This window comes from Corynebacterium sp. KPL2825 (assembly GCF_037908445.1).
Lineage (GTDB): Bacteria > Actinomycetota > Actinomycetes > Mycobacteriales > Mycobacteriaceae > Corynebacterium > Corynebacterium kefirresidentii.
The window spans coordinates 223,677-244,198 of sequence record NZ_JBBMGI010000001.1; the positions used below are offsets into that span (position 1 = coordinate 223,677).

Genomic DNA, 20,522 nt, shown 5'->3' on the forward strand with positions numbered 1-20,522 from the left:
TAAATAAAAGCTAAAGACCGCCGCACCGAGGGTGGGGCAACGGTCTTTGGGAATCTTGCTAAGGCTTGGCAGCTAGTCCGCGATCAGGTTTTCTTCCTTCAAAAAATCGAGTGCCACGGTGGTGTAGTCCTCACCGTCGACGTCGACGCGGGCATTGAGTTCCTGCATCTTTTCGTCGGTAAGCAGCTGTGACAGGGGAGCGAAGAGCTCTTTAATTTCTGGGTGTTCATCTAAAACCTCGGTGCGGATAACCGGGGCAAGGTTGTACTTAGGGAAGAACAGATCAGGGTCCGTCAACACCTGCAGTTGGAGGGCTTTAATGCGGCCATCGGTGGCGAAAACGGAGCCAAAGGTGCATTCTCCCTTGTCTAAGGCGGCATAGACCGCGCCGGAATCCATTTCCTTAATGCGGCTGCGTGGAGGCTCTTTCACCCCATAACTCTTGAGCATGGGAAGGAGTCCATCATTGCGGGCGAGGAATTCGGCATCGGTGCAGAAGGTTTGCTGCTCGGGAGGAAGCTCCTTAATATCCGCGAGCGTCTCTACGTCCGATTCTTGGTGCGTCTTCTCACTTGTAGCCAAGGCGTAGGTATTGTTCATTGGCGCTGGCGGCAGCCACGTTAAGCCATTTTCCTTATCAGCCTTTTCCACGGCTGCGTATTGTTCCCGTGAACCAGGAACGGGATCATCATGGCCCAAATAGGTAATCCATGCGGTACCGGTGTACTCAAACATCGTGTCCATATCGCCTACTTGGAGGGCTTGGCGGGCCGAAGTAGATCCCGGAATATTGGTGAGATCCTTGACGTTGGCACCCGCTGACTGCAGCAAAATGGCTCCAATTTTTCCCAAAATGATCTGCTCGGTGAAGTTCTTTGACCCGATGGAAATGGTCTCGCCTCTCAGATCAATGCCGGCGAGATCGCCTTGCAGTTCGCCGCGGGGAATCAAACCACCTGCAGTACCAAGGCCACAGCCCGCCAGAAAAAGGGTGCCTACCGCGGTGAGTGTTGCCATCAGGCGTTTCATTTGATCATCCCCTTCGGCGTAAAAGCGAGTTCCAATAGTCGGCCCACCCATTCCACGGTGAGCGCTAAGGCTGCGATAAGTACCGCGCCCGAAACAAGGATCGGCGTGCGATAAAGGTTGATTCCAGAGGTGATGAGTCCGCCAAGCCCACCGGCATCGATAAACGTGGCAAACGCACCTGCGCCTACGAGAAGCACCAAAGACGTGCGGACACCGGTCATGATGACCGGCAGCGCAAGCGGAAGCTCTACCTTGGCGAGAACCTGCATGGGGGACATGCTTAGCCCGTGCGCTGCCTCAATGAGCTGCTTGTCGACGCCCCTTAAACCTGCAATGACATTGGCCAGCACCGGCAAGAAGGCATAAAACCACAACCCGAGGATGGCAACCGGAGTGCCGAAGCCGAGCCAAATGGCCAGGAGTACAATGACGCCAACGACCGGAGCTGCCTGACCAATATTGGCGATACCCGTGACCACGGGGGCAAGAAATTGCGTGGACTGTCTCGTGAGCAGAATCCCTAAGGGGATTGCGGCAGCGATAACCAAGAGTGCGGAAATAAGCACGAGCACGAGGTGCTCCCACGCCAAAGCCGCGACGGAATTGAGCTCCAAGGTGCGAGCCTCAATTTCATCAAGATCCGCGGTGGCGTGCCAAATGAGCCATCCGACAACTGCCGCGATGACTAGAACTGGAATACCGAAAATGAGGAGCCGGTTCTCTCCTCCGAGGCGTTTAAGCTTTTCCACTGCTACCTCCTTCACCGCGAGGAGAGTGGGCATCGGAGTTGATCTGACGGATGTAGTCATTGACCGTGTCATAAAGGAGCACGCCTTGGAATTTTCCGCGGCGGGTAACCATGGCGCCGCCGTGGGAGGAAGCAAGCATGGCCGACATGGCGTCGCTAAGCGTAGAACGAGCTTCCACCACAGAGGACAACTCTATAGTCGGATCAGGAATGAACTCAAAGCGGCTGAGCTGGCGTTTGGTGATCCATTCGCGCGGGTGATCGTGCTCGTCCAGGATAACGACAGTCCCTTCTCCGGCGGTATCTAAACGCTCGAGAACGTCTGCAGTCTTCTCGCCGATGCGCCCTATGGGTGGCGACCAAAGCTCAAGTTCATCCGCGCGCCGCAAATTTAGCTGCTTGAGGGCAGAGCCCGAACCGATGAAGTCTTCCACAAAATCATTCGCTGGTGCGGCCAGAATATTTTCCGGCGTATCGTACTGGCTAATCTGCGCGCCGGGTTCAAAAATGAGGATACGGTGGCCCAGCTTGATCGCCTCATCGATATCGTGCGTTACGCACACAACGGTCTTCTTTAGCTCCGATTGGATGTTTACCAGTTCATCCTGCAGGTGCGTGCGCGTAATCGGGTCCACTGCGCCGAAAGGCTCATCCATGAGCACCACTGGGGGATCGGCCGCGAGACCACGCGCTACACCCACACGCTGCTGTTGTCCGCCCGAAAGTTCTCGGGGGAAGCGGTCCCGGTAGATCGAGGGATCCAAGCCCACCATGTCCAAGAGCTCATCGGTGCGCTGTGAGATTTTGTTGTTATTCCATTTCTTGAGCTTTGGCACGAGTGCAATATTGTCTGCGACGGACATGTGGGGAATGAGGCCGCCGCCTTGAATAACATATCCGATGTCTCGGCGCAGCTGGGTGGAATTCTTCTTGGTTACGTCTTCACCGTTAATCCGGATTTCGCCGCTGGTGGGTTCGACCAGGCGGTTAATCATTTTAAGCGAAGTGGTCTTACCACAGCCGGAAGGTCCCACAAATGCCACGAGCTCTCCGGCGGGGATGCGGAAAGACAACTCTTTTACCGCAGGTGATTTCTGTCCTGGGTAAGACTTGGTCACGTGGTCAAAGACGATTTCAGCACCGCTGGTCTCGCTAGCTGAAACCGGACTTGATTGCTTGTTTTGTGTCATGCGGAAATGCCTTTCGGGGTGGTCAGTTTCTGGATGCCGGCAAGAATTGCATCCACGATGAGAGCGATTACCACGACGCCGAATGTGCCGACTAGCGTGTAATTCAGCGCGTTGGTGCCGCCAATTTGGCTAAGGCCGGAATAGATATAGCCGCCGAGGCCTGGTCCAAGTGCATAGGCCGCGATGGCGGCCACGCCCATAGACATCTGGGTTGCCACTCGGATGCCAGTCATGATGATGGGCCATGCCAGTGGCAAGCGGATGCGAAAAAGAATCGCCGCTTTGCTCATGCCTTGTCCGCGAGCAGATTCAATAATGCTGGGGTCCACCGTATGCAGCCCGACAATCGCGTTGCGCAGAATTGGCAAAACTGCATAAAAGACTACGAGAACTACGGAGGGCACTGTGCCGATTCCAAAGAGGGGAATGGCGAGGCCGAGAAGGGCGAGTGAGGGAAGCGTTAGGCCAATGGAGGATAGGGCATTGGCTAGGGCCGCTCCGCGTGGGCGTTGAGCCGCAAAAATAGCTATCACGAGAGCGATTATTAGTGCTACGGCCACGGATTGGATGACCAAGCTGGTGTGCTGATAGCTGCGGAAGAGGATGTCCTGCCAACGCGCAGCAATAAAATCTGTCATTTCATCACCTTAAAGAAAGAAGGAGAGGGTGGGATTGGTGTTTTAGTCTCTATAAAACTCCCTTCGAGAAGGCATGACGTACCGGTCAAGGATACAAAGTTGGAGGTGGGTCGGCCAATGGACAAGAAGAAGGCCGCCGCACCATGGGAGGTGCGGCGGCCTTCTGTTTGAGACGGGCTAGGAAACTATATTCCTAGGGCAGAAGTGAGGTGTTCTTAGAACAGGCCCTCAGCCTTCTTGCCAAAGTCATTCAAGGTGTGCTCGCGGGAATCAACGTTCTGGTCGTTGTACTTGGAGTCATCACCCTTGATGCGGGAGGTCTGGGTTACCTCGATGTTATTGATGAGGCGGCCTTCCTTGGTCTTGCCATCGCCGAAGTCCAGGTTCGCAATGCGAGCCTCCTCGCCAGCGTTAATCGGGTTAGCCAGGGTTACCTCGAAGGAGCGGGTGGAGGTCTTCTCGTTGAAGCCCAGGTCACGGATGTGAGCGCCTTTGGAGGAACGCGGAGTGATGAGGCGGTCAACGCCCTTCGGGCCCTTGGCGGTCTTCACATCAACGCGGAACTGGGTAGCTGGGAACTCGCCGTAGTAGCGCTCGGAGCCAACGTTCTTGGCGCGGACTGCAACGGTGCCTGCGAAGCCAGCGTGCTTAGCGCCGGAAACGGTCATGTAAGGCTCGAGGTCGAGCTTGTGCTTGGAGTCCTTCTTGTCCTCCTTGGCATCAACCTCTTCCTGCTTCTTCTTGTCAGCAGCCTCTTCGTTCTTGCCCTCTGCCTCAGAAACCTTCTCGGCATCTTCCTTGGCGGTGCCCTCGGTGTCCTTGATTACCTCTGCGTCAGCCTCGAGGTTCTTGTCCTCTTGCACAACCTTCGGGTCGTTGACGTCGGTGGTGTTCTGGGCATCCTTGTTAGGAGCGTAGGAATCAGACAGCTTGTCGTACAGCTTGACGCGAACTTCGTTCTTAACCGGCTGCATTGCATTCCAAGCGGTCGGGGTGGACCAGGTGCCGTTTGGCTTGCAGTACTGCTGGGTACCGGTCATGTTCAGCACGCGGAAGCCGTAGGTAGCTTCACCGGTGTGGTTTGGCGGAACGTCGTAAGGTCCGATGGACTGGCCAGCCTCCCAAGACAGGGAGTAGGAGGCGCTAGCACCAATCTTGGTTGCGATCTCGTGGGAGATGCCTGCGGAGCCTTCAGCATTCTTGCCGGAGCCCTTGCCGCCCAGGTTCATGGACGTGGTCTCGGTGCGGTCACCGTTGACGGAAACGGAGATGGACTGGGACTTGGACAGATCCTGCTGCAGCGGGATGTCCTTCTTGGTCTGGTTGGTGGTGGAGATGGTGCCGGCCGGCAGGAAGCGATCGGAAACCTTGTAGACCACGGTGCGGTGGTCCTCCCACGGGTTACATACCGGGCGAGGGTTCAGAACGTTCGCCTTCATGTGGTCGGAACCGTGGGTGGTGTGGATGATGGGCAGATCCGGGTTCAGCGCCGGGGTTTCCGGGTAGGACTCGGTCTGGGTGGTGGCGCCAGCCAGCGGTGCCGCGAATGCGGTGCCGGCGACGATGAGGCCGGCGGTCAAGCCGGTCATGCGACGACGAATCGACATCTAGAACTTCTCCTAATGCAGGTAGAAAATGAATGAACTTATGAATGAAATCCAGCAACTCTCGACGTTGCGCTAAGAAAACGCTAAAACACGCTTAAAGTTACGTCATCTCTTAGATGTCTATATATTTTGCCTCCAGAAGGAGCGATATACTTCATATAGACCAAGCTGTTTATTAGGTCTTGTTCCTGCTAAGTGGTCGATAGTGCGTCAAAAATTATTGATGGATAGATGTCTATACAATTCCTATTTGGAGCGAATTGGAATACCCCCGTGTGGGGGTATTCTGCCTCTCCCAAAAGTGACGTACGAGTCTTGTAGGGAAATTACGGGCGTACCACTATATGCGTCGTACGCTGCATTTAAGCGGGTGAAAGGTGGTTATAAAATGCCTGCGCGTGAATGTTACATGTCATAAGTTATAGGCGTTTACATGGCAGAGGTTGGTGCTTTTCGCAACCGGAACTGTCCAGGATGTTCCGAAGAGGGTGGGGTGCAGGGCTAGAAGAGGGCGGATTCGACGATCAGCATGAGGGCTGCAGAGATGGCCACAATGATGACGATGCGGTTGAGCAGTTTCCTATCTATAAATCGGTTGAGGTAGTTCGCTGCGATAAGTCCAATGACAATAAGGGGGAAATAGGCCGCCGCAGCGGTTACTTGGGTGCTGCTGATCTGTCCATTGAGGGTCAAAATTATAAGAGAAATTAAGGTTCCGAGGACGAAGGTGCCCGCCAAAGTGCCGCGGGTACGGTTCGGATCAAAACGCTTCATAATCAACGCCATGGGCGGGCCGCCTATGGAAGTGGAGGTGCCCAGGATGCCGGAGGCTACGCCGGCGATGAGCGTATTGAGGGTGGTCGGCCGCGGGCTCCATCCCAAACTGGATAGGGTCATGGCAAAGAGTACGGCGCAACCGATGAAGATGGATAATCCATCAGGGGACAGACTCGCGATTGCCCAAGCGCCTATTAAGGAACCGGGGATGCGGGCAAGAGAAGAGATTCCCACCACGCGCCAAGAAGTCTCGCGGTAGGAGCGCGATAGCGTATAGCTAGAAATGCACAACGCGAGCAGCAGAATGAGCGTGGGTAGCAGCTCAGGTCGAATGAGCGCGATGATGGGCGTGGCAATGGTCCCTAAACCAAAACCGATGGCGCCCTGAGTGATGGTGCCGGCAAGGATGAGGAGGCCGATGAAGATATAGGACCATGCGTCCGCGGAGATTCCCAGAAACATAACGAGTGCTAAGTGTATCTGGGCTCAATCCTGCCGACTAAACCTAGGAAAGGCGAGCTGTCACTTTCTCATTGGAGGCGATTTCCTCCAACCGCTCTGCTGGGCACACGCCGGCAACGATGACGGCGGAACCTCCCGCGGCGAGGGGCTCGAGCACGGCGCGGGAAAAAGACTCATTATCAGACCAGCCGGTAGATAGCAGGCGCTCGGCGCTCGCAGGAGTATTGACGAGTTGCGGCAGTGGCTGGGTTTCACCAAAGTACTGATCGCCGTAGAAGCGCACGGTAGGGCCGAAATCAATAGCGCCAGTGGGTAGATCGCCGCCGGATTCTACGACGCCGCGGCCAAAGGGGTCCTCGCTGATGAGCACGATATCGGCTTGGGGTTGACGATCATGGGCGGCGGGGTAGCGGGAGGGGGAGGTAAAGACGACGTCGGCAAGCGCGGCAGACTCGCCAAAGCTATAGGAAGGGCCGGAGGCGAGCGCACCCAAGGCCACAACGGCCGCTTGCCACGAGGAGGGCAGATCGATGGCAATGGTGGAATCTGCCTCCAGGTCGAGCTCTTCTTCCAGCATATTGGCGATCTTCGCTACCCAATTGTCGAGCGTTTGCCCGGAAAAATCCATGCGTGCGCCGGTGGTCTCGTTATATACGGTAAGGCGCGGAGAGGCGGCATCGGCATGCAAAAGATGGGCGAGTAGTTCCATACTCGCCCATCGTAGGGGAGAAGTGCTAGTTCACGCAGCGCGGGCCATCGCCACCGGCGTCGATTTCTGGGGAAACCTTGGCGGTACCGAAGTCATCGCCCGGGGTGCCTACCGGCTGGCTGGACTTGTCTTCCTCCGGCTCTTGGGCGCTGGCCTCCTTATCGGAGGGGCCCTGGTAGTCATCGGTAGCCACGACGATGAGGGTGTCATTATCGAGCTGCGGGTTCTCTGCCACCGGCAGGCCACCCAGTTTCTTGGCTAGGGCTTTCGCCTCCTTGCTCGTCGGATCAGCGGCTACCACTTGCGACTCACTGTAGATGCCCGGTTGCGCGTTAGCGGAGCGCTCTACCGTATAGCCCTTGCCCTCAAGCCAAGAGCCGATGCCGGAAGCTAGGCCGTCAATATTGCCGGCGTTGAGGACGTGGATATTGATATTAGGATCGACGTCCTTGTCCTTGTCCGCCTTTTTCTGCTTGTCCTTATCCTCGGCCTTGGCCTCATCGGTGGCTTCATCGTGGGACTTAGCCAAATCGTCCATGAAACGGTGAACCTCGGCGGCGTCGATAGTGACGATAGATTCGCCATAATCGCCCTGGCCGTCGATGGAGGTAACAGGGATGGTGGTGAAGGTGACATTGCCGCCTGCCAGGCCGGCAAGCTGGGTAACAAAGCCCATAATGTCCCAGCCCTCATCGATGACTACGGAGCGTTCCACCGCCTTGGCAATCTTGGAAAGCTTGGAGGGATTAGCCAGGGTGTCATTGTCCAAGATCTTATTGACCAGGGAAGCCATAAAAGCCTGCTGGCGCACGATGCGGTCGAGGTCGCCGCGCGGCAGGTTGTAGCGCTGGCGCACAAAGGCTAGGGCCTTGGCGCCATCGAGGGTCTGCTTGCCCTTGCTGAACTTAGCGCCAGACATATCGTCATTGACGTCATCATTGAGGCAGACTTCGACACCATCGACGGCGTCGGTAAGCAGGGTAAAGCCCAGCAGGCCCACCTCCGCGTAGTGGTCGATGGACACACCGGTCAAGGACCGCACGATGGCCAATAACCCTTCGCGGCCGGCCTCGACGCCCTGCTTTTCGATGTCCTTATCCGAGTGCGGCTTCTTTTTGCCCTTTGCTTCTGCCTCTGCGTTTTCCTGCTTGAGCTCGTCCACCTTGGCGTTCTTGTGAGAGGCGAAGACAGCATTCATCTTCATATTGCCGTACTCCGGATCCTTAACATAGGTATCGCGCGGAATGGACACGGCGGTAGCACGGGAACCATCCTCCGGAACGCGGATGAGCATCATGGTGTCGGTATTTTCCTCACCATCGGCCACGCCGGCGTGCAGGTCTGCTAGTTCCTTATCGGAGAGGGGATCGCCCTTAGCATCGGTGCGCGAATCCTTGCCCACCAGCAAGATATCCACCGCGCCATCGAGCGAGTCACCGGAAAGTCCCTTGCCGCCTAAGGACAAGTCCTTGGCAGAAGACATACCATTATCAAGCCGGCCGACGGTGGCATAACCCACGCCAGATACCACCAGGATCAGGGCGGATAGCAGGGCTACGATCGTCTTTATGGCCGTGGAACCTTTTTGCTTTACCGCACTAGCGGCAGAGGGCGCCGGCTGAATGGTGCGCGCCCGGCGAGTGTTCTCAGAAGTCACAAGTGGAGGCTTTCTAGATTGGTGGGGATCTGGAGACAGTTTAGGGCAGAACGTTAAAAACTTAGTGATCCGCGTCCGATTTCGCGTGTTCGGGCAGTGTCCCTGCCCAGCGCGAGGAGTGCTTGTGACTAAGCTCGTGGCCATTGTGACTACTCCAACTCAACTCCCACTGGCCGTGATCACCGTGACTTATAGTCCCGGACAATACCTCGGTAGTTTTTTAGACTCCCTGCCGAGTGCGTACGCCCGCGGCACCAAGGTGGTGCTTGCGGATAATGGCTCTACCGACGGTGTTCCCGAGGCTGCCGCCCGCGAGCGCGCCGGGGTAGATTTCCTCGATACCGGCGGGAATATCGGCTATGGCGCTGGCATGAACGCCGGTGCCCGCTTCGCCCGCGAGCGCGGCGGAGTAGATGAGGAATTTTTCCTGATTTCCAACCCGGACGTTGCCTTTAGACCGGGATCTATCGATCGGCTCATCGAGTGTGCCCGCAAATGGCCGGACGCTGCGGCCGTGGGCCCGCGCATAGTAGAGCCGGACGGCACCAATTACCCCTCTGCCCGTGCCGTGCCTACCGTCGCCACCGGCATTGGGCACGCCCTCTTTTCCTCGATCTGGCCCTCTAATCCGTGGTCGCGCGCTTATCGCAATGAAACCGATATGACTACGCAGCGGCCGGCTGGTTGGTTATCTGGTTCCTGCCTTCTTGTGCGTTGGGAGGCTTTTGAAGCCATCGGCGGATTTGATGAGCGTTACTTCATGTACCTCGAAGACGTAGATCTAGGCGATCGCTTCGCGCGCGCCGGCTACCAAAACATTTTCTGCCCAGAAGCAGTCATCAGTCACGCCAAGGGGCATTCCACACAAGCACACGCCGGCGCCATGCTACGCGCGCACCATGACTCCGCCTACCGCTTCCAAGCAGACCGCCACCCCGCCTGGTGGCAGGCCCCATTGCGTGGTGCACTGTGGCTGGGGCTGCGGGTGCGTGGGTTAATTGCCTCGGCATCGGCAGGTTCTTAGGCCGCGGTGCGCGTGCCGTTGACCTAGATTGCGCTTTTAAGCTCTACACTGTCCCTCAGAAAATCACCGAATAAAACTGTCTGCATACATAAGGAAGACTATGACTGAAGCAGTCACCACCCACGGTGCCAGCACGGATGCAGTGATTCTCGTTGGCGGTCGCGGTACCCGCCTGCGTCCACTAACCATCGGTACACCGAAGCCGATGCTGCCGACGGCCAACTATCCGTTCCTGCAGCATCTTCTCGCCCGCATCAAGGCCGCCGGCATCGAGCACGTGGTCATGTCTACCTCATATAAGGCTGAGGTCTTTGAGGAGTACTTCGGCGACGGTTCGGACCTAGGCCTGGAGATCGAGTACGTGGTGGAAGAGACCGCACTCGGTACCGGCGGCGGTATCCGCAATGTCTACGACAAGCTGCGCAATGACACCGTCATGGTCTTCAACGGCGATGTGCTGTCCGGCATGGACCTGGAGGGAATCCTCACCACGCACCATGACAAGGACGCCGATGTCACCATGCATCTGCTCAACGTGGCTGATCCTCGTGCCTTCGGCTGCGTGCCTACCGATTCCAATGGTCGGGTAACCGCCTTCTTGGAAAAGACTGAGGACCCGCCGACCAACCAGATCAACGCCGGCTGCTACGTATTCAAGCGTTCGGTCATCGAGTCTATTCCGGCCGATCGTGTCGTCTCTGTCGAGCGCGAGACTTTCCCGGGACTGCTGGCAGAGGGTCGCCTCGTTGTCGGTCACGTGGACAACTCCTACTGGCGCGACATGGGCCGCCCAGATGACTTCACTCGCGGATCGTCGGACTTGGTGCGCGGCATTGCGCCTTCCCCGCTGATTGAAGGCAAGACCGGCGAGTCCTTGGTGGATCCTTCGGCCGGCATCGCTGGTGGCGTGCTGCTGCTGTCCGGTACTGCCGTGGGCCGTGGTTCCGAGGTAGGCGCCGGATCTCGCCTCGAGGGCACCGTCGTCTTCGATGGCGTACGCATTGAGCCAGGTGCCATCATTCATAACTCCATTATTGCCTCCGGCGCACATATTGGCGCCAACGCGGTCATTGAAAACTGCGTCATTGGCGAGGGCGCCCACATTGGAGCGCGCTGCGAGCTTCTCGACGGCATGCGTGTCTTCCCCGGCGTTTCCATCCCGGACGCTGGAGTGCGTTTTAGCTCCGATGCTTAACGCTCCTGCCGTGGGCTAGGAACTGCGATAAGTCCAACCAGGACAGGCCGAACTGAGGAAAATGCGTCTTTGGTTCGGCCTTTTTCATGCGGAATTACTCAGTCCGTCCTTCTGAGGTTGCCACCATAATGCGAAATCTGTGCAGCGTTGCTGAGTACGTAGATCCCTTCTTTGAGAGATTGTGCGCGCGACACGCCGGAATTTTCTGAAAATTGTTGACAGAAAAACGGGGTGCCACTACATGTAGTACCCCCTACCTATACCCCCGGTGGGGAGTAGTTGTTACAGATGTGACGCGTGGGGATCGTGTGCTGCGTTTTTGCCGAAAAGTGCGAAGAAGCCGCTAATTCGGGTTGACGATATTTAGTGATCCGGTGTGAAATTACATCAGTGAAAGAAACAGCGGCCGACGCCGTTACTTCCACACCGGCCCAGCGGGGTTACCCAAAGGGAATGTGGTGTACGGTCGGTTGCACTGATTAGAATTACCCAACCTCGGAGAAAGGAAAAGGCGTGGACAAAATGGCTAATAACAACGCCATTCTCCGTGGCGGTGCTGCTGCAGAGATGTCACTCGATGAACTCTTCGGTGCCGTCGAGCAGGAGTGGCAGGACCAAGCGCTGTGCGCGCAGACGGACCCTGAAGCATTCTTCCCTGAAAAGGGAGGTTCTACCCGTGAGGCTAAGCGCATTTGCCAGGCCTGCGCGGTGCGTGATGAATGCTTGGAGTACGCGTTGGAGCACGACGAGCGCTTCGGTATTTGGGGCGGGCTATCGGACCGTGAGCGCCGCCGCCTCAAGCGCGAGATTGGATAATTAAGGTGTCCAGAAAGGCCCCGGGCAAGCACATGACGTGCGGCCCAGGGCCTTTCTGCTGGGTCATATCGTGAAGGTGGCTACCAGCTATAGCGTGGATCCACTTCCTCCGGGTCCAAGTTGAGATAATTCGCCACGAGCGCGGTAATAACCGTACCTAGAAGCTCGGAACGCTCGGACGGGGTGGAAGCGCGCTGCTCGATGGGCATGCGGAAAATGACCAACCGGGCGCGCGTGGGGTGGCCGGCGGAGTCTACGCCGGCAGGAACCACGCGCCCGAGGGGGACCGGCCCATCGGCGATAATCTCATCCGGGAGCACGGTCATATCGGGTGAGAGCCGCATGCGCGGAATGGTGTCTACGGCTAGGTCGAGGCCACGCAATTGCGGGGCGAAGGAGTTTTGGATGGGGGCATAGGCCTCCAAGACGGCCATGTCGAAGTGCTCGCGCGCGCTGCGGTAGCGCGGAGTCTGCTGGGGGAGGAGGGGTCCGCGCATGCCGTGGCCGTGTCGGTCGCGGGCGGGGCGGATGTGCGGGCGAGCGGCGGTCATGCCCTGATTCTAAGGCGCAGGTGGTCTGGATTTAGCGGAGCCACGCCGGGGCGAAGACTATCTAAATCTCAACTAAGGGTTTAGACTTATGCGCTGTGACTATTTCTCGCCATTGCTCCCGCCCAGGCTGCGGCCGCCCCGCCGTGGCGACATTGACCTATGCGTACGCGGACCAGACGGCCGTGGTCGGCCCGCTGGCGGAAGAAGAGAACCCGCACAGTTGGGACCTGTGCGCCACGCACCGCGATCGCATCTCGGCTCCGGTGGGCTGGGAGCTGGTGCGCGTCGATCGCATCGAGCTGGATGAGGAAGACGATCTGATGGCCCTGGCAGAAGCGGTCAAGGAAGACGGCCGCGTGACCACCGGCTTGGTCGATGACGGTAGCGCCGGTTCGGGGGCAGACCCTATCGACTATTCCGCGACCTTTGATGGCGCTGACCCAGCTAATTCGAATCACCCGGTCTTTCGTACCCGTCGCGTGGCTTATGCCAAAAAGGCCCGCCGTGCCCACCTTTCGGTTGTACCCGATGAAATAACGCCGGCGGAATCGGAACTGGACTGACACGGACCCCGCAGTGCAGTAGTTTCCCTGCGGGCGAGAGTACTATTGCTGGGTATGCGAACTCGTGAGCAGCTTGATGCAGTAATTAAGGCCTATGACGTCCGTGGCGTGGTGGGCGAAGACATCGATGAACACTTCGTGCGCGATACGGGCGCTGCGTTTGCCGCCATCTTGCGTGAGGAAGGCGAAAATACCGTGGCCGTCGGCCACGATATGCGTCCCTCCTCACCGTCTTTGGCGCGCGCCTTCGCTGAGGGTGTGACCTCGCAGGGCCTCAATGTGACCCTGTTGGGGCTGACCTCTACCGACGAGCTTTACTACGCCGCTGGTTCCCTGGAGTGCGCGGGCGCTATGTTTACCGCCTCCCACAACCCAGCCAAGTACAACGGAATTAAGCTCTGTCGTGCCGGCGCAGTGCCTGTGGGCCAGGAGACTGGTTTGGGGAAGATTAAGCAGATGCTTATTGAAGGCACCCCTGAGTACACCGGCACTGAAGGTGCGATTGCAGAGCAGGAGATTCTGGCTGGCTATGCGGACTTCCTACGCAAGCTGGTGCCGTTGGAGGATTCCAAGCCTCTCGTCGTGGCTGTAGATGCCGCCAATGGTATGGGTGGCCACACCGTGCCGGCTGTCTTCGATGGCCTGCCTTTCGAGGTTCGTGATTTGTACTTCGAACTTGACGGTACCTTCCCGAACCACGAGGCTAATCCGCTGGACCCGAAGAACCTGGTGGATCTGCAGAAGTTCACCGTGGAGCAGAAAGCCGATATTGGCTTGGCTTTTGATGGTGATGCGGACCGCTGCTTCGTCGTGGATGAAAAAGGCCAGCCTGTTTCCCCGTCTGCCATTTGCGCGTTGGTGGCAGGACGCTACTTGGATAAGTTCCCCGGCGCTACCATCATCCACAACTTGATTACCTCTAAGACCGTGCCGGAGCTCATCAAGGAAAAGGGCGGCACCCCAGTGCGCACCCGCGTGGGTCACTCCTTCATTAAGGCGCAGATGGCTGAGCACAAGGCCGCCTTCGGCGGTGAGCACTCCGCGCACTATTACTTCCAGGAGTTCTGGAATGCTGATTCCGGCATGCTTGCCGCTATGCACGTGCTGGCAACGCTCGGACAGTCCGATAAGCCGCTAAGCGAGCTCATGGCAGAATACTCCCGCTATGAAGCCTCTGGTGAGATCAATTCCACCGTGGAGGATCAGAAAGCCGCTACCCAGGCAGTGCTGGATGAGCTGGCGGATAAAATTGAGTCCGTCGATGAGCTGGATGGTGTGACCGTCGAGCTCAAGGGAACCGAGGCATGGTTTAACGTACGCGCCTCCAATACGGAACCGCTGCTACGCCTCAACGTAGAGGCAAAGACCGCCGACGAAGTTCAGGCCATCGTCGACGAAGTCCTCGCCATCATCCGCCGTTAAACCTCGGCGCGCGAGTGGGAGACCATGTCCTCCCACTCCACGAACTTCTTGCGTTCGCGGCCCTCGCGTTCGCCCAGTGCGCGCTCGGCCGCGTCTAAACGCTGCCAGTCTTGCCACGTCAAGTATTCGATTCCCCGCTCGCTAAGGACCTCGGTGATATCTGCGTCGCTGGAAGGGGAGGGGAGGGTGCCGGAGGCGGCGTCGGCAAGCAGCATGCCAATCGTTTCCGTGGCATCGGACTTGGTATTGCCAATGAGCCCCACTGGCCCGCGCTTAATCCATCCGGTGGTGTACAGGCCCGGAACTACCTTGCCGGCCGCATCGATGACATGGCCACCATCGTTATTGATGACGTTTTTGTCCTGGTTGAAGGGCACGCCATCGACCGCATCGGAGCGGTAGCCGGTGGCGAAATAGACCGCCTGCGCCGGCCATTCGGTGAACTTCCCGGTACCGTGCACGCTGCCATCCCCATTAAGGGCGGTGCGCTCGGTCTTAATCCCGCTGACTTTGCCGTCCTTACCCATGATCTCCACCGGCTGCTCAAAAAGGTGAATCTGCAGGGTGTGCGGTGCCTTTTTCGGATCTCGAATGGCGTACTGCTCGAGCACCTGGCACACCAAGTCAGTGGACTTGCTTTCTTGGCGCGCGGCCAGCGAAGCCTCGTCATAGTCAATGTCCTCCGGGGAAACCACGACATTAATGGACTCGGAATGGTCCAGCTCCTTGAGCTCCTGCGGGGTGAACTTGGCCTGCGCCGGGCCGCGGCGGCCGAAGACGCGCACGGTCTCGGCCTGGTTCTGGGCCAGGGAATCGTAGACATTATCGGGGATTTCGGTCACCTTGAGCTCGTCACCAGTCTTGGCCAGGATGCGGGAGACATCAAGGCCCACGTTACCCACGCCGATGACTGCGACCTCTGTGGCGGAAAGATCCCAATTGCGCTCGAAGCGCGGGTTGCCATCGTAGAAGCCCACGAACTCGCCGGCACCATGCACGCAGTCGAGGTCCGCGCCGGGGATATCGCGGTGGCGGTCGCCCACGGCGCCGGTGGCAAAGACCACGGCATCATAATGCTGCTGCAGCTCATCGACGGTGATATCCCGGCCGATGTGCACGTTGGTCAGCAGGCGAATCTGCTCCGTATCGAGTACGCGGTGGAGGGATTTAATGATGCCTTTAATGCGCGGATGGTCCGGTGCTACGCCGTAACGGATGAGGCCAAAGGGGGCGGGCATCTGCTCAATGAGGTCAATCTGTACCTCACCACCGGTCTTTTTTACCAAGATGTCGGAGGCATAGATGCCGGCTGGACCGGCACCGATCACGGCTACTTTTAAGGGCTGATTCATGTTGTGCGAAGGCCTTTCTCTTTCTCGCGGGGCTAGACCGCTGGGTTCATTTTCTTAGCTTTATCTTTCTGGCAATTGAACCGTCTGGTCTAGATTGCGGCAAGGCTAAGAATTAGTTTCTAAAATTATTCTGACTTTTGCGCAGGTTATGGCGATTTTTTACTTGAAAATAAAAAAGACCGCTTTGTCTGTCTGATTTAGACGGGTAGGTTGTCTTTCAATACTTAGGAAAGGCAGGTTGAGATCTACACCATGACCACCGCGACTAATACCAAGCGCACTCCCCGCGCCAAGAAGCCCGAAGGCCAATGGAAGATTGACGGTACCAAGCCCCTCAATAACGATGAGGTAATTAAGCAGGAGGATGGTGGGCTTTCTGCCAAGCAGCGCGTCATCGATATCTATTCCAAGCAAGGATTTTCCTCGATCCCTTCTGATGACCTAGCTCCTCGGTTCAAGTGGTTGGGCCTTTATACCCAGCGCAACCAAAACTTGGGCGGTGAGATGACCGCTAAGCTTTCTAACGCTGAGCTGCAGGATGAGTACTTCATGATGCGCGTGCGCTTCGATGGTGGCCGCGCCGATCCCGCCAAGCTGCGCGCTGTGGGTGAGATCTCGCGTGATTATGCCCGCTCTACCGCGGACTTCACGGACCGCCAAAATATCCAGCTGCATTGGATTCGTATCGAGGATGTGCCCACCATCTGGGACAAGCTTGAGTCGGTGGGGCTGAGCACGCTTATGGGGTGCGGCGACGTGCCCCGCGTTATCCTGGGCTCGCCTGTCGCGGGCGTGGCAGAAGATGAAATTATTGACGCCACCCCGGCCATTGAAGAGATCAAAAATAACTATCTGCCGCGTGAGGAGTTCCATAACCTACCGCGCAAATTCAAAACCGCCATCTCTGGCAACTCCCGTCAGGACGTCACACACGAGATACAAGACGTCGCCTTCGTAGGCGTGAACCATCCAGAGTACGGCCCTGGATTCGATTGCTTTGTTGGCGGAGGCCTTTCTACTAACCCGATGCTCTCGCAGTCCCTCGGCGCCTGGGTTCCCCTAGAACGCGTGCCTGAGGTGTGGGCCGGTGTGGTCGGCATCTTCCGTGACTACGGCTTCCGCCGTAATCGAAACCGAGCCCGCCTGAAGTTCTTGGTGGCTAAGTGGGGCATTGAAAAGTTCCGCCAGGTGTTGGAAGAGGAATACCTAGATGAGCCGCTGCTGGATGGCGTCCCGTTGGAAGTCGAGCCCGGCTCTCGCGATCATCTTGGCGTGCACCGCCAAAAGGACGGCAAGTTCTACGTGGGCGTGAAGCCTACCGTGGGCCATGCCACCGGCGAACAGCTCATCGCTATCGCAGACGTGGCTGAGAAATTTGGGATTAGCCGTATTCGCACTACCCCGATGAAAGAGCTGCTTTTCCTCGACGTCGATGAAGAGGACATCCCGAGCCTATCCCGTGCGCTCGACGAGACCGGACTGTATTCCCAGCCATCCGAGTTTCGCCGTGGCGTCATTTCCTGCACCGGGCTGGAGTTTTGCAAGCTCGCGCACGTGACCACCAAGGCCCGCGCCATCGAGTTGGTGGACATCCTGGAAGACACCCTGGGTGATCTGGATGTGCCGATTTCCATCGCGCTTAACGGCTGCCCCAACGCCTGTGCGCGTTCACAGGTAGCAGACATTGGCCTGAAGGGGCAGATCGTCACTGATTCCGAGGGCAACCGCGTCGAGGGTTTCCAGGTCCATCTAGGCGGCGCCCTTGGCCTGTCTCCGGACTGGGGCCGCAAGCTGCGTGGCCACAAGGTCGTGGCCGATGAGGTGCCCGAGTACGTCATCCGCTTGGTCAACAAATACAAGGAGCAGCGCGAGGAAGGTGAGCAGTTCCGCCACTGGGTTTTGCGCGCAGCTGAGGAGGACTTGCAGTGAATTTTCGCCGCCAGCCCAATCCCAACCGCAACCATCCCAGCTTCTGCCCATATTGCGCCGGAACCGACCTCTTTCCGGATGAGGAAGACGACTTTGCCTGGAAATGCCAGGAATGCTTGCGGATTTTCTCCGTGCGTTTCCACGGCCAGGACGATGCCCCGGTAGTCCCTGCACCGGCCGTGTCCTCCAACGAAGCACTGAAGCGCTCGCTTGCCCGCCGCGGCCATACCACGGCGCTAAAGGCTTAAGGATGCCCCATGCCCGCACTCATTACCCTGTCTCACGGTTCACGGCATCCGGGTGCTGCGGCCGGAATTGAGCGTTTGACCCAGGCCACGGGCCTGCGTCCAGCTCGCGCGGCGCACCTGGAATTCAACGAGCCTGACCTCACCGCGGCCGCGCTCGAGCTTGCCCAGGTGGGGGAAACCGAGGCAATTGTGGTTCCCCTGCTTTTCACCCAGGGGTATCACCAGCGCGTTGATGTTCCGCGCGCGCTTGCCGCAGCCTCCCAGGCCTCACACTTGTCCCTCTACCTCGCCGCAGGCCTCGGCACTGGCGAGGACCTCGCCCATGTGCTCGCCTCACGTACCCGGCCTGGCGACGCCCACGTGGTCATCTATTCCGTTGGTTCCTCCGATTCAGCGGCGAATGATGCCATCCGTGAGCTCGCCCACCGCACCTTCGCGCTCACCGGCGTACCCGTGACGGTGGAATTTGCTACCCGCGGTGGCCGCGAGGGGATCGTGCGCCTGTGCCGCGAGCATGCGGACCCTAAGCGGGTGCGCGTCATACCGCTCTTTGTCACCGAGGGGCTGCTCCTAGACCGCTTGGCGGGTGTTCCCGCGACCGTTGAGCACCCGCTCGGCACTGATATTTCAGGCCTCGTCGCAGACCGTTTTCATCATGCACGCCGCGGTGCAAAGGAGGTATTCGCGCCATGCTAACTCTCATTCTCATCGCCCTCGCCGGTGCGGCCGCCAACCTCGTGGACGGTGGCATCGGCATGGGGTTCGGCGTCACGTCTACCACGATGCTGCTCCTTGCCGGCCTAGGTCCCGCGCAGGCCTCTGCCGTCGTGCACACCGCTGAGCTTGGCACCACTGCCATTTCCGGTTTGAGCCACGCACGCTTCGGCAACGTGGACTGGAAGACGGTGGTCCGCCTTGGCGTCCCCGGCGGTATTGCCGCGTTTGTGGGGGCCACGTTGCTTTCGAATATTTCCACTGCCGCTGCTGCACCGGTGACCGCACTCATCCTGGTAGGCATTGGTGCTAACCTCATCTGGCGGTTCTCCCAACCGCGCCGCCGCGGTTCCGCCTACAAGCGCTCGCATTCCACTCCGTTTCTCGCCGGCCTTGGCCTGGTGGGCGGATTTGTCGATTCTACCGGTGGCGGTGGCTGGGGTCCCGTGTCGACCTCCACGCTTATGGCCATTGGTCGGGAGCAGCCGCGCCGCATTGTGGGCACGGTCAACGCCGCCGAATTCCTCGTGACCTTGGGTGCCACCGCGGGCTTTATCGTTGGCCTCTGGCACGACATCGTCGGCAACCTTGCCGCCGTTATCGCGCTTCTCATCGGCGGCGCCATCACTGCTCCGATCGCTGCGTGGCTCATCTCCCGTATCAACCCAGTCCTGCTTGGTGGATTGGTGGGCACGGCCATCGTAGGGCTTAATATCAGCAAGGTTATCGGTGGCGCCGAGACCTACTTTGGCTGGTCAGTGCCATCAGCAGTTACCTCGATAGTCATCGCCGTCGTGGTCGCTGCTGGTGCGGCCGCAACAGTTCGTGGCACGCTGCGCACTACGCGTGCCCGTGCAGCGGAATTGGAAGCAGAAAACGCTGAGGAAGCCGCCCACGCGGACTTTCATGCCCCGGATTACCCAGAGCGTGTCGCCGCCGCCCATCACTTCCACGGTTCGCGCAGGTCAGGTGTCACCATCGTGCAGGATAAGGCGCCCGAAAGCCCCGCCTCGGACCGAATGTAGCGCATCGACTGCGGCCTTTGGCCAGGCAATAGACCAAGGTTTGGCTGCAGTAGGCGGAACGCGGCCGAAAGTGGGGTTAGGGCTTATGCGAGTCTTGCTACCCTGAACCCGCTAGAGGCCGGCCACCTCGCCGATGACATAGACCGCCGGCGAGGAGATATCGTGCTCTGTTATCGTCTGCGCCAGTGTGGCCAAGGTGCAGCGGTAAGCGCGCTCGGTAGAAAGCGTGCCTTCTTGGATGATGGCGCAGGGGGTGGAAGGGGAGAGGGAGGCTGCAATAAGCGTGCTAGCAATCGCCGGTGCATTCTTAACCCCCATAATGACCGCCAGCGTGGCGCCAGAACGGGCGAGAGCTTCCCAGTCCACCAAGGATTTCTCGTGGCCGGGTGGTAGATGCCCGGAAACCACCGTGAAGCCGTGGACGATGCCGCGCTGAGTTACCGGAACGCCAACGGCTGCGGGAACGGAAATAGCTGAAGTTACGCCCGGTATGACCGTGGTGGGAATCGAAGCTTCCGCCAGCGCTTGAACTTCCTCAAATCCGCGCCCAAAGACGAAGGGATCGCCTCCCTTAAGGCGGGCTACCTTGCGGCCAGAGCGGGCATGAGTGATGAGTAACTCGTTGATCTTTTCCTGCGAGATTGACTTCTTATAGGGGAGTTTAGAGACGTCAATGAGCTCTTTGGAAGAAATATCACACAGCCTATCGAGCTGCGCTGTAGGTCCCAGGTGATCGGCGAGAATAACCTCTGCATCCTGCAAGGCGCGCATGCCGCGTACAGTAATGAGGTCCCACGCGCCGGGGCCGCCGCCAATGAGGGTCACGGGATGGATCTGTGCGGAAGTCATGGGACTCCATCTTAGTG

20 protein-coding genes are annotated in these 20,522 nt (G+C 58.4%); 9 read left to right on the forward strand and 11 right to left on the reverse strand.

All coding sequences use genetic code 11. From position 1 onward, the window contains the following. Nucleotides 1-72: 72 nt before the first annotated feature. The 8 genes from WMQ00_RS01150 to WMQ00_RS01185 form a co-directional block, all read right to left on the reverse strand. Nucleotides 73-1,029 (reverse strand): glycine betaine ABC transporter substrate-binding protein, encoded by a 957-nt coding sequence (locus WMQ00_RS01150; protein ID WP_200288106.1) that lies wholly within the window; start codon nt 1,027-1,029, stop codon nt 73-75. Beyond that, nucleotides 1,026-1,778, reverse strand: coding sequence for an ABC transporter permease (locus WMQ00_RS01155; protein ID WP_200288104.1), 753 nt, complete (start codon nt 1,776-1,778; stop codon nt 1,026-1,028). Before WMQ00_RS01155 ends, WMQ00_RS01150 begins: the two co-directional genes overlap by 4 nt. Next, nucleotides 1,765-2,967, reverse strand: a complete 1,203-nt coding sequence (locus WMQ00_RS01160; protein WP_200288102.1) for an ABC transporter ATP-binding protein — start codon at nt 2,965-2,967, stop codon at nt 1,765-1,767. Before WMQ00_RS01160 ends, WMQ00_RS01155 begins: the two co-directional genes overlap by 14 nt. Beyond that, a complete protein-coding gene (locus WMQ00_RS01165) occupies nt 2,964-3,605 on the reverse strand; it encodes an ABC transporter permease (protein WP_200288093.1) in 642 nt (213 codons plus the stop codon). Before WMQ00_RS01165 ends, WMQ00_RS01160 begins: the two co-directional genes overlap by 4 nt. A 215-nt stretch (nt 3,606-3,820) precedes the next feature. Next, the gene (locus WMQ00_RS01170) at nt 3,821-5,212 is read right to left on the reverse strand and encodes a hypothetical protein (RefSeq protein ID WP_200288091.1); all 1,392 of its coding nucleotides are present in this window, start codon (nt 5,210-5,212) and stop codon (nt 3,821-3,823) included. Between the two features lie 501 nt (nt 5,213-5,713). Then, nucleotides 5,714-6,451 (reverse strand): sulfite exporter TauE/SafE family protein, encoded by a 738-nt coding sequence (locus WMQ00_RS01175; RefSeq protein WP_049359436.1) that lies wholly within the window; start codon nt 6,449-6,451, stop codon nt 5,714-5,716. A 43-nt stretch (nt 6,452-6,494) separates the two neighbouring features. Further along, nucleotides 6,495-7,160 carry a TIGR03089 family protein gene (locus tag WMQ00_RS01180; protein WP_200288089.1) on the reverse strand — a complete coding sequence of 222 codons (666 nt, stop codon included), beginning with the start codon at nt 7,158-7,160 and terminating at the stop codon, nt 6,495-6,497. Nucleotides 7,161-7,185: 25 nt separating this feature from the next. Beyond that, nucleotides 7,186-8,817, reverse strand: a complete 1,632-nt coding sequence (locus WMQ00_RS01185) for an LCP family protein (protein ID WP_340440592.1) — start codon at nt 8,815-8,817, stop codon at nt 7,186-7,188. Nucleotides 8,818-8,941: 124 nt separating this feature from the next. Here WMQ00_RS01185 and WMQ00_RS01190 point away from each other — a divergent pair, with 124 nt between their 5' ends. From WMQ00_RS01190 to WMQ00_RS01200, 3 genes are all read left to right on the forward strand, one after another. Next, nucleotides 8,942-9,841, forward strand: a complete 900-nt coding sequence (locus WMQ00_RS01190; protein ID WP_023020759.1) for a glycosyltransferase family 2 protein — start codon at nt 8,942-8,944, stop codon at nt 9,839-9,841. 100 nt (nt 9,842-9,941) lie between these two features. Further along, nucleotides 9,942-11,036: a sugar phosphate nucleotidyltransferase gene (locus WMQ00_RS01195; protein WP_023020760.1), complete on the forward strand. Its 1,095-nt coding sequence runs from the start codon at nt 9,942-9,944 to the stop codon at nt 11,034-11,036. A 567-nt stretch (nt 11,037-11,603) separates the two neighbouring features. Next, entirely contained in the window at nt 11,604-11,852 is a 249-nt protein-coding gene (locus tag WMQ00_RS01200; RefSeq protein ID WP_005528147.1) for a WhiB family transcriptional regulator, read from the forward strand. An 80-nt stretch (nt 11,853-11,932) separates the two neighbouring features. On the opposite strand, the gene WMQ00_RS01205 is transcribed toward WMQ00_RS01200, so the two are convergent. Then, the gene (locus WMQ00_RS01205; protein WP_023020761.1) at nt 11,933-12,403 is read right to left on the reverse strand and encodes a metallopeptidase family protein; all 471 of its coding nucleotides are present in this window, start codon (nt 12,401-12,403) and stop codon (nt 11,933-11,935) included. A gap of 95 nt (nt 12,404-12,498) precedes the next feature. Here WMQ00_RS01205 and WMQ00_RS01210 point away from each other — a divergent pair, with 95 nt between their 5' ends. Both WMQ00_RS01210 and WMQ00_RS01215 read left to right on the forward strand, forming a co-directional pair. Then, complete coding sequence (locus tag WMQ00_RS01210; RefSeq protein ID WP_023020762.1) at nt 12,499-12,966, forward strand: DUF3499 domain-containing protein; 468 nt, start codon at nt 12,499-12,501, stop codon at nt 12,964-12,966. Nucleotides 12,967-13,020: 54 nt separating this feature from the next. Then, nucleotides 13,021-14,388 carry a phosphomannomutase/phosphoglucomutase gene (locus tag WMQ00_RS01215; protein ID WP_200288085.1) on the forward strand — a complete coding sequence of 456 codons (1,368 nt, stop codon included), beginning with the start codon at nt 13,021-13,023 and terminating at the stop codon, nt 14,386-14,388. Here WMQ00_RS01215 and WMQ00_RS01220 read toward each other — a convergent pair. Further along, nucleotides 14,385-15,740: an FAD-dependent oxidoreductase gene (locus WMQ00_RS01220; protein WP_340440593.1), complete on the reverse strand. Its 1,356-nt coding sequence runs from the start codon at nt 15,738-15,740 to the stop codon at nt 14,385-14,387. The genes WMQ00_RS01215 and WMQ00_RS01220 overlap by 4 nt on opposite strands. 252 nt (nt 15,741-15,992) lie before the next feature. Here WMQ00_RS01220 and WMQ00_RS01225 point away from each other — a divergent pair, with 252 nt between their 5' ends. Genes WMQ00_RS01225 through WMQ00_RS01240 form a run of 4 tightly spaced genes read left to right on the forward strand, consistent with a single transcriptional unit; the run spans nt 15,993 to nt 19,656 of the window. Continuing rightward, complete coding sequence (locus WMQ00_RS01225) at nt 15,993-17,669, forward strand: nitrite/sulfite reductase (RefSeq protein WP_200288083.1); 1,677 nt, start codon at nt 15,993-15,995, stop codon at nt 17,667-17,669. After that, the gene (locus WMQ00_RS01230; protein WP_200288081.1) at nt 17,666-17,917 is read left to right on the forward strand and encodes a hypothetical protein; all 252 of its coding nucleotides are present in this window, start codon (nt 17,666-17,668) and stop codon (nt 17,915-17,917) included. Before WMQ00_RS01225 ends, WMQ00_RS01230 begins: the two co-directional genes overlap by 4 nt. 9 nt (nt 17,918-17,926) lie before the next feature. Beyond that, entirely contained in the window at nt 17,927-18,613 is a 687-nt protein-coding gene (locus WMQ00_RS01235; RefSeq protein ID WP_200288079.1) for a sirohydrochlorin chelatase, read from the forward strand. Continuing rightward, on the forward strand, nt 18,607-19,656 hold the full coding sequence (locus WMQ00_RS01240) for a sulfite exporter TauE/SafE family protein (protein ID WP_023020768.1): 1,050 nt from the start codon (nt 18,607-18,609) through the stop codon (nt 19,654-19,656). Before WMQ00_RS01235 ends, WMQ00_RS01240 begins: the two co-directional genes overlap by 7 nt. 111 nt (nt 19,657-19,767) lie before the next feature. On the opposite strand, the gene cobA is transcribed toward WMQ00_RS01240, so the two are convergent. Next, nucleotides 19,768-20,505 (reverse strand): uroporphyrinogen-III C-methyltransferase, encoded by a 738-nt coding sequence (gene cobA, locus WMQ00_RS01245; RefSeq protein WP_023020769.1) that lies wholly within the window; start codon nt 20,503-20,505, stop codon nt 19,768-19,770. Nucleotides 20,506-20,522 lie beyond the last annotated feature (17 nt).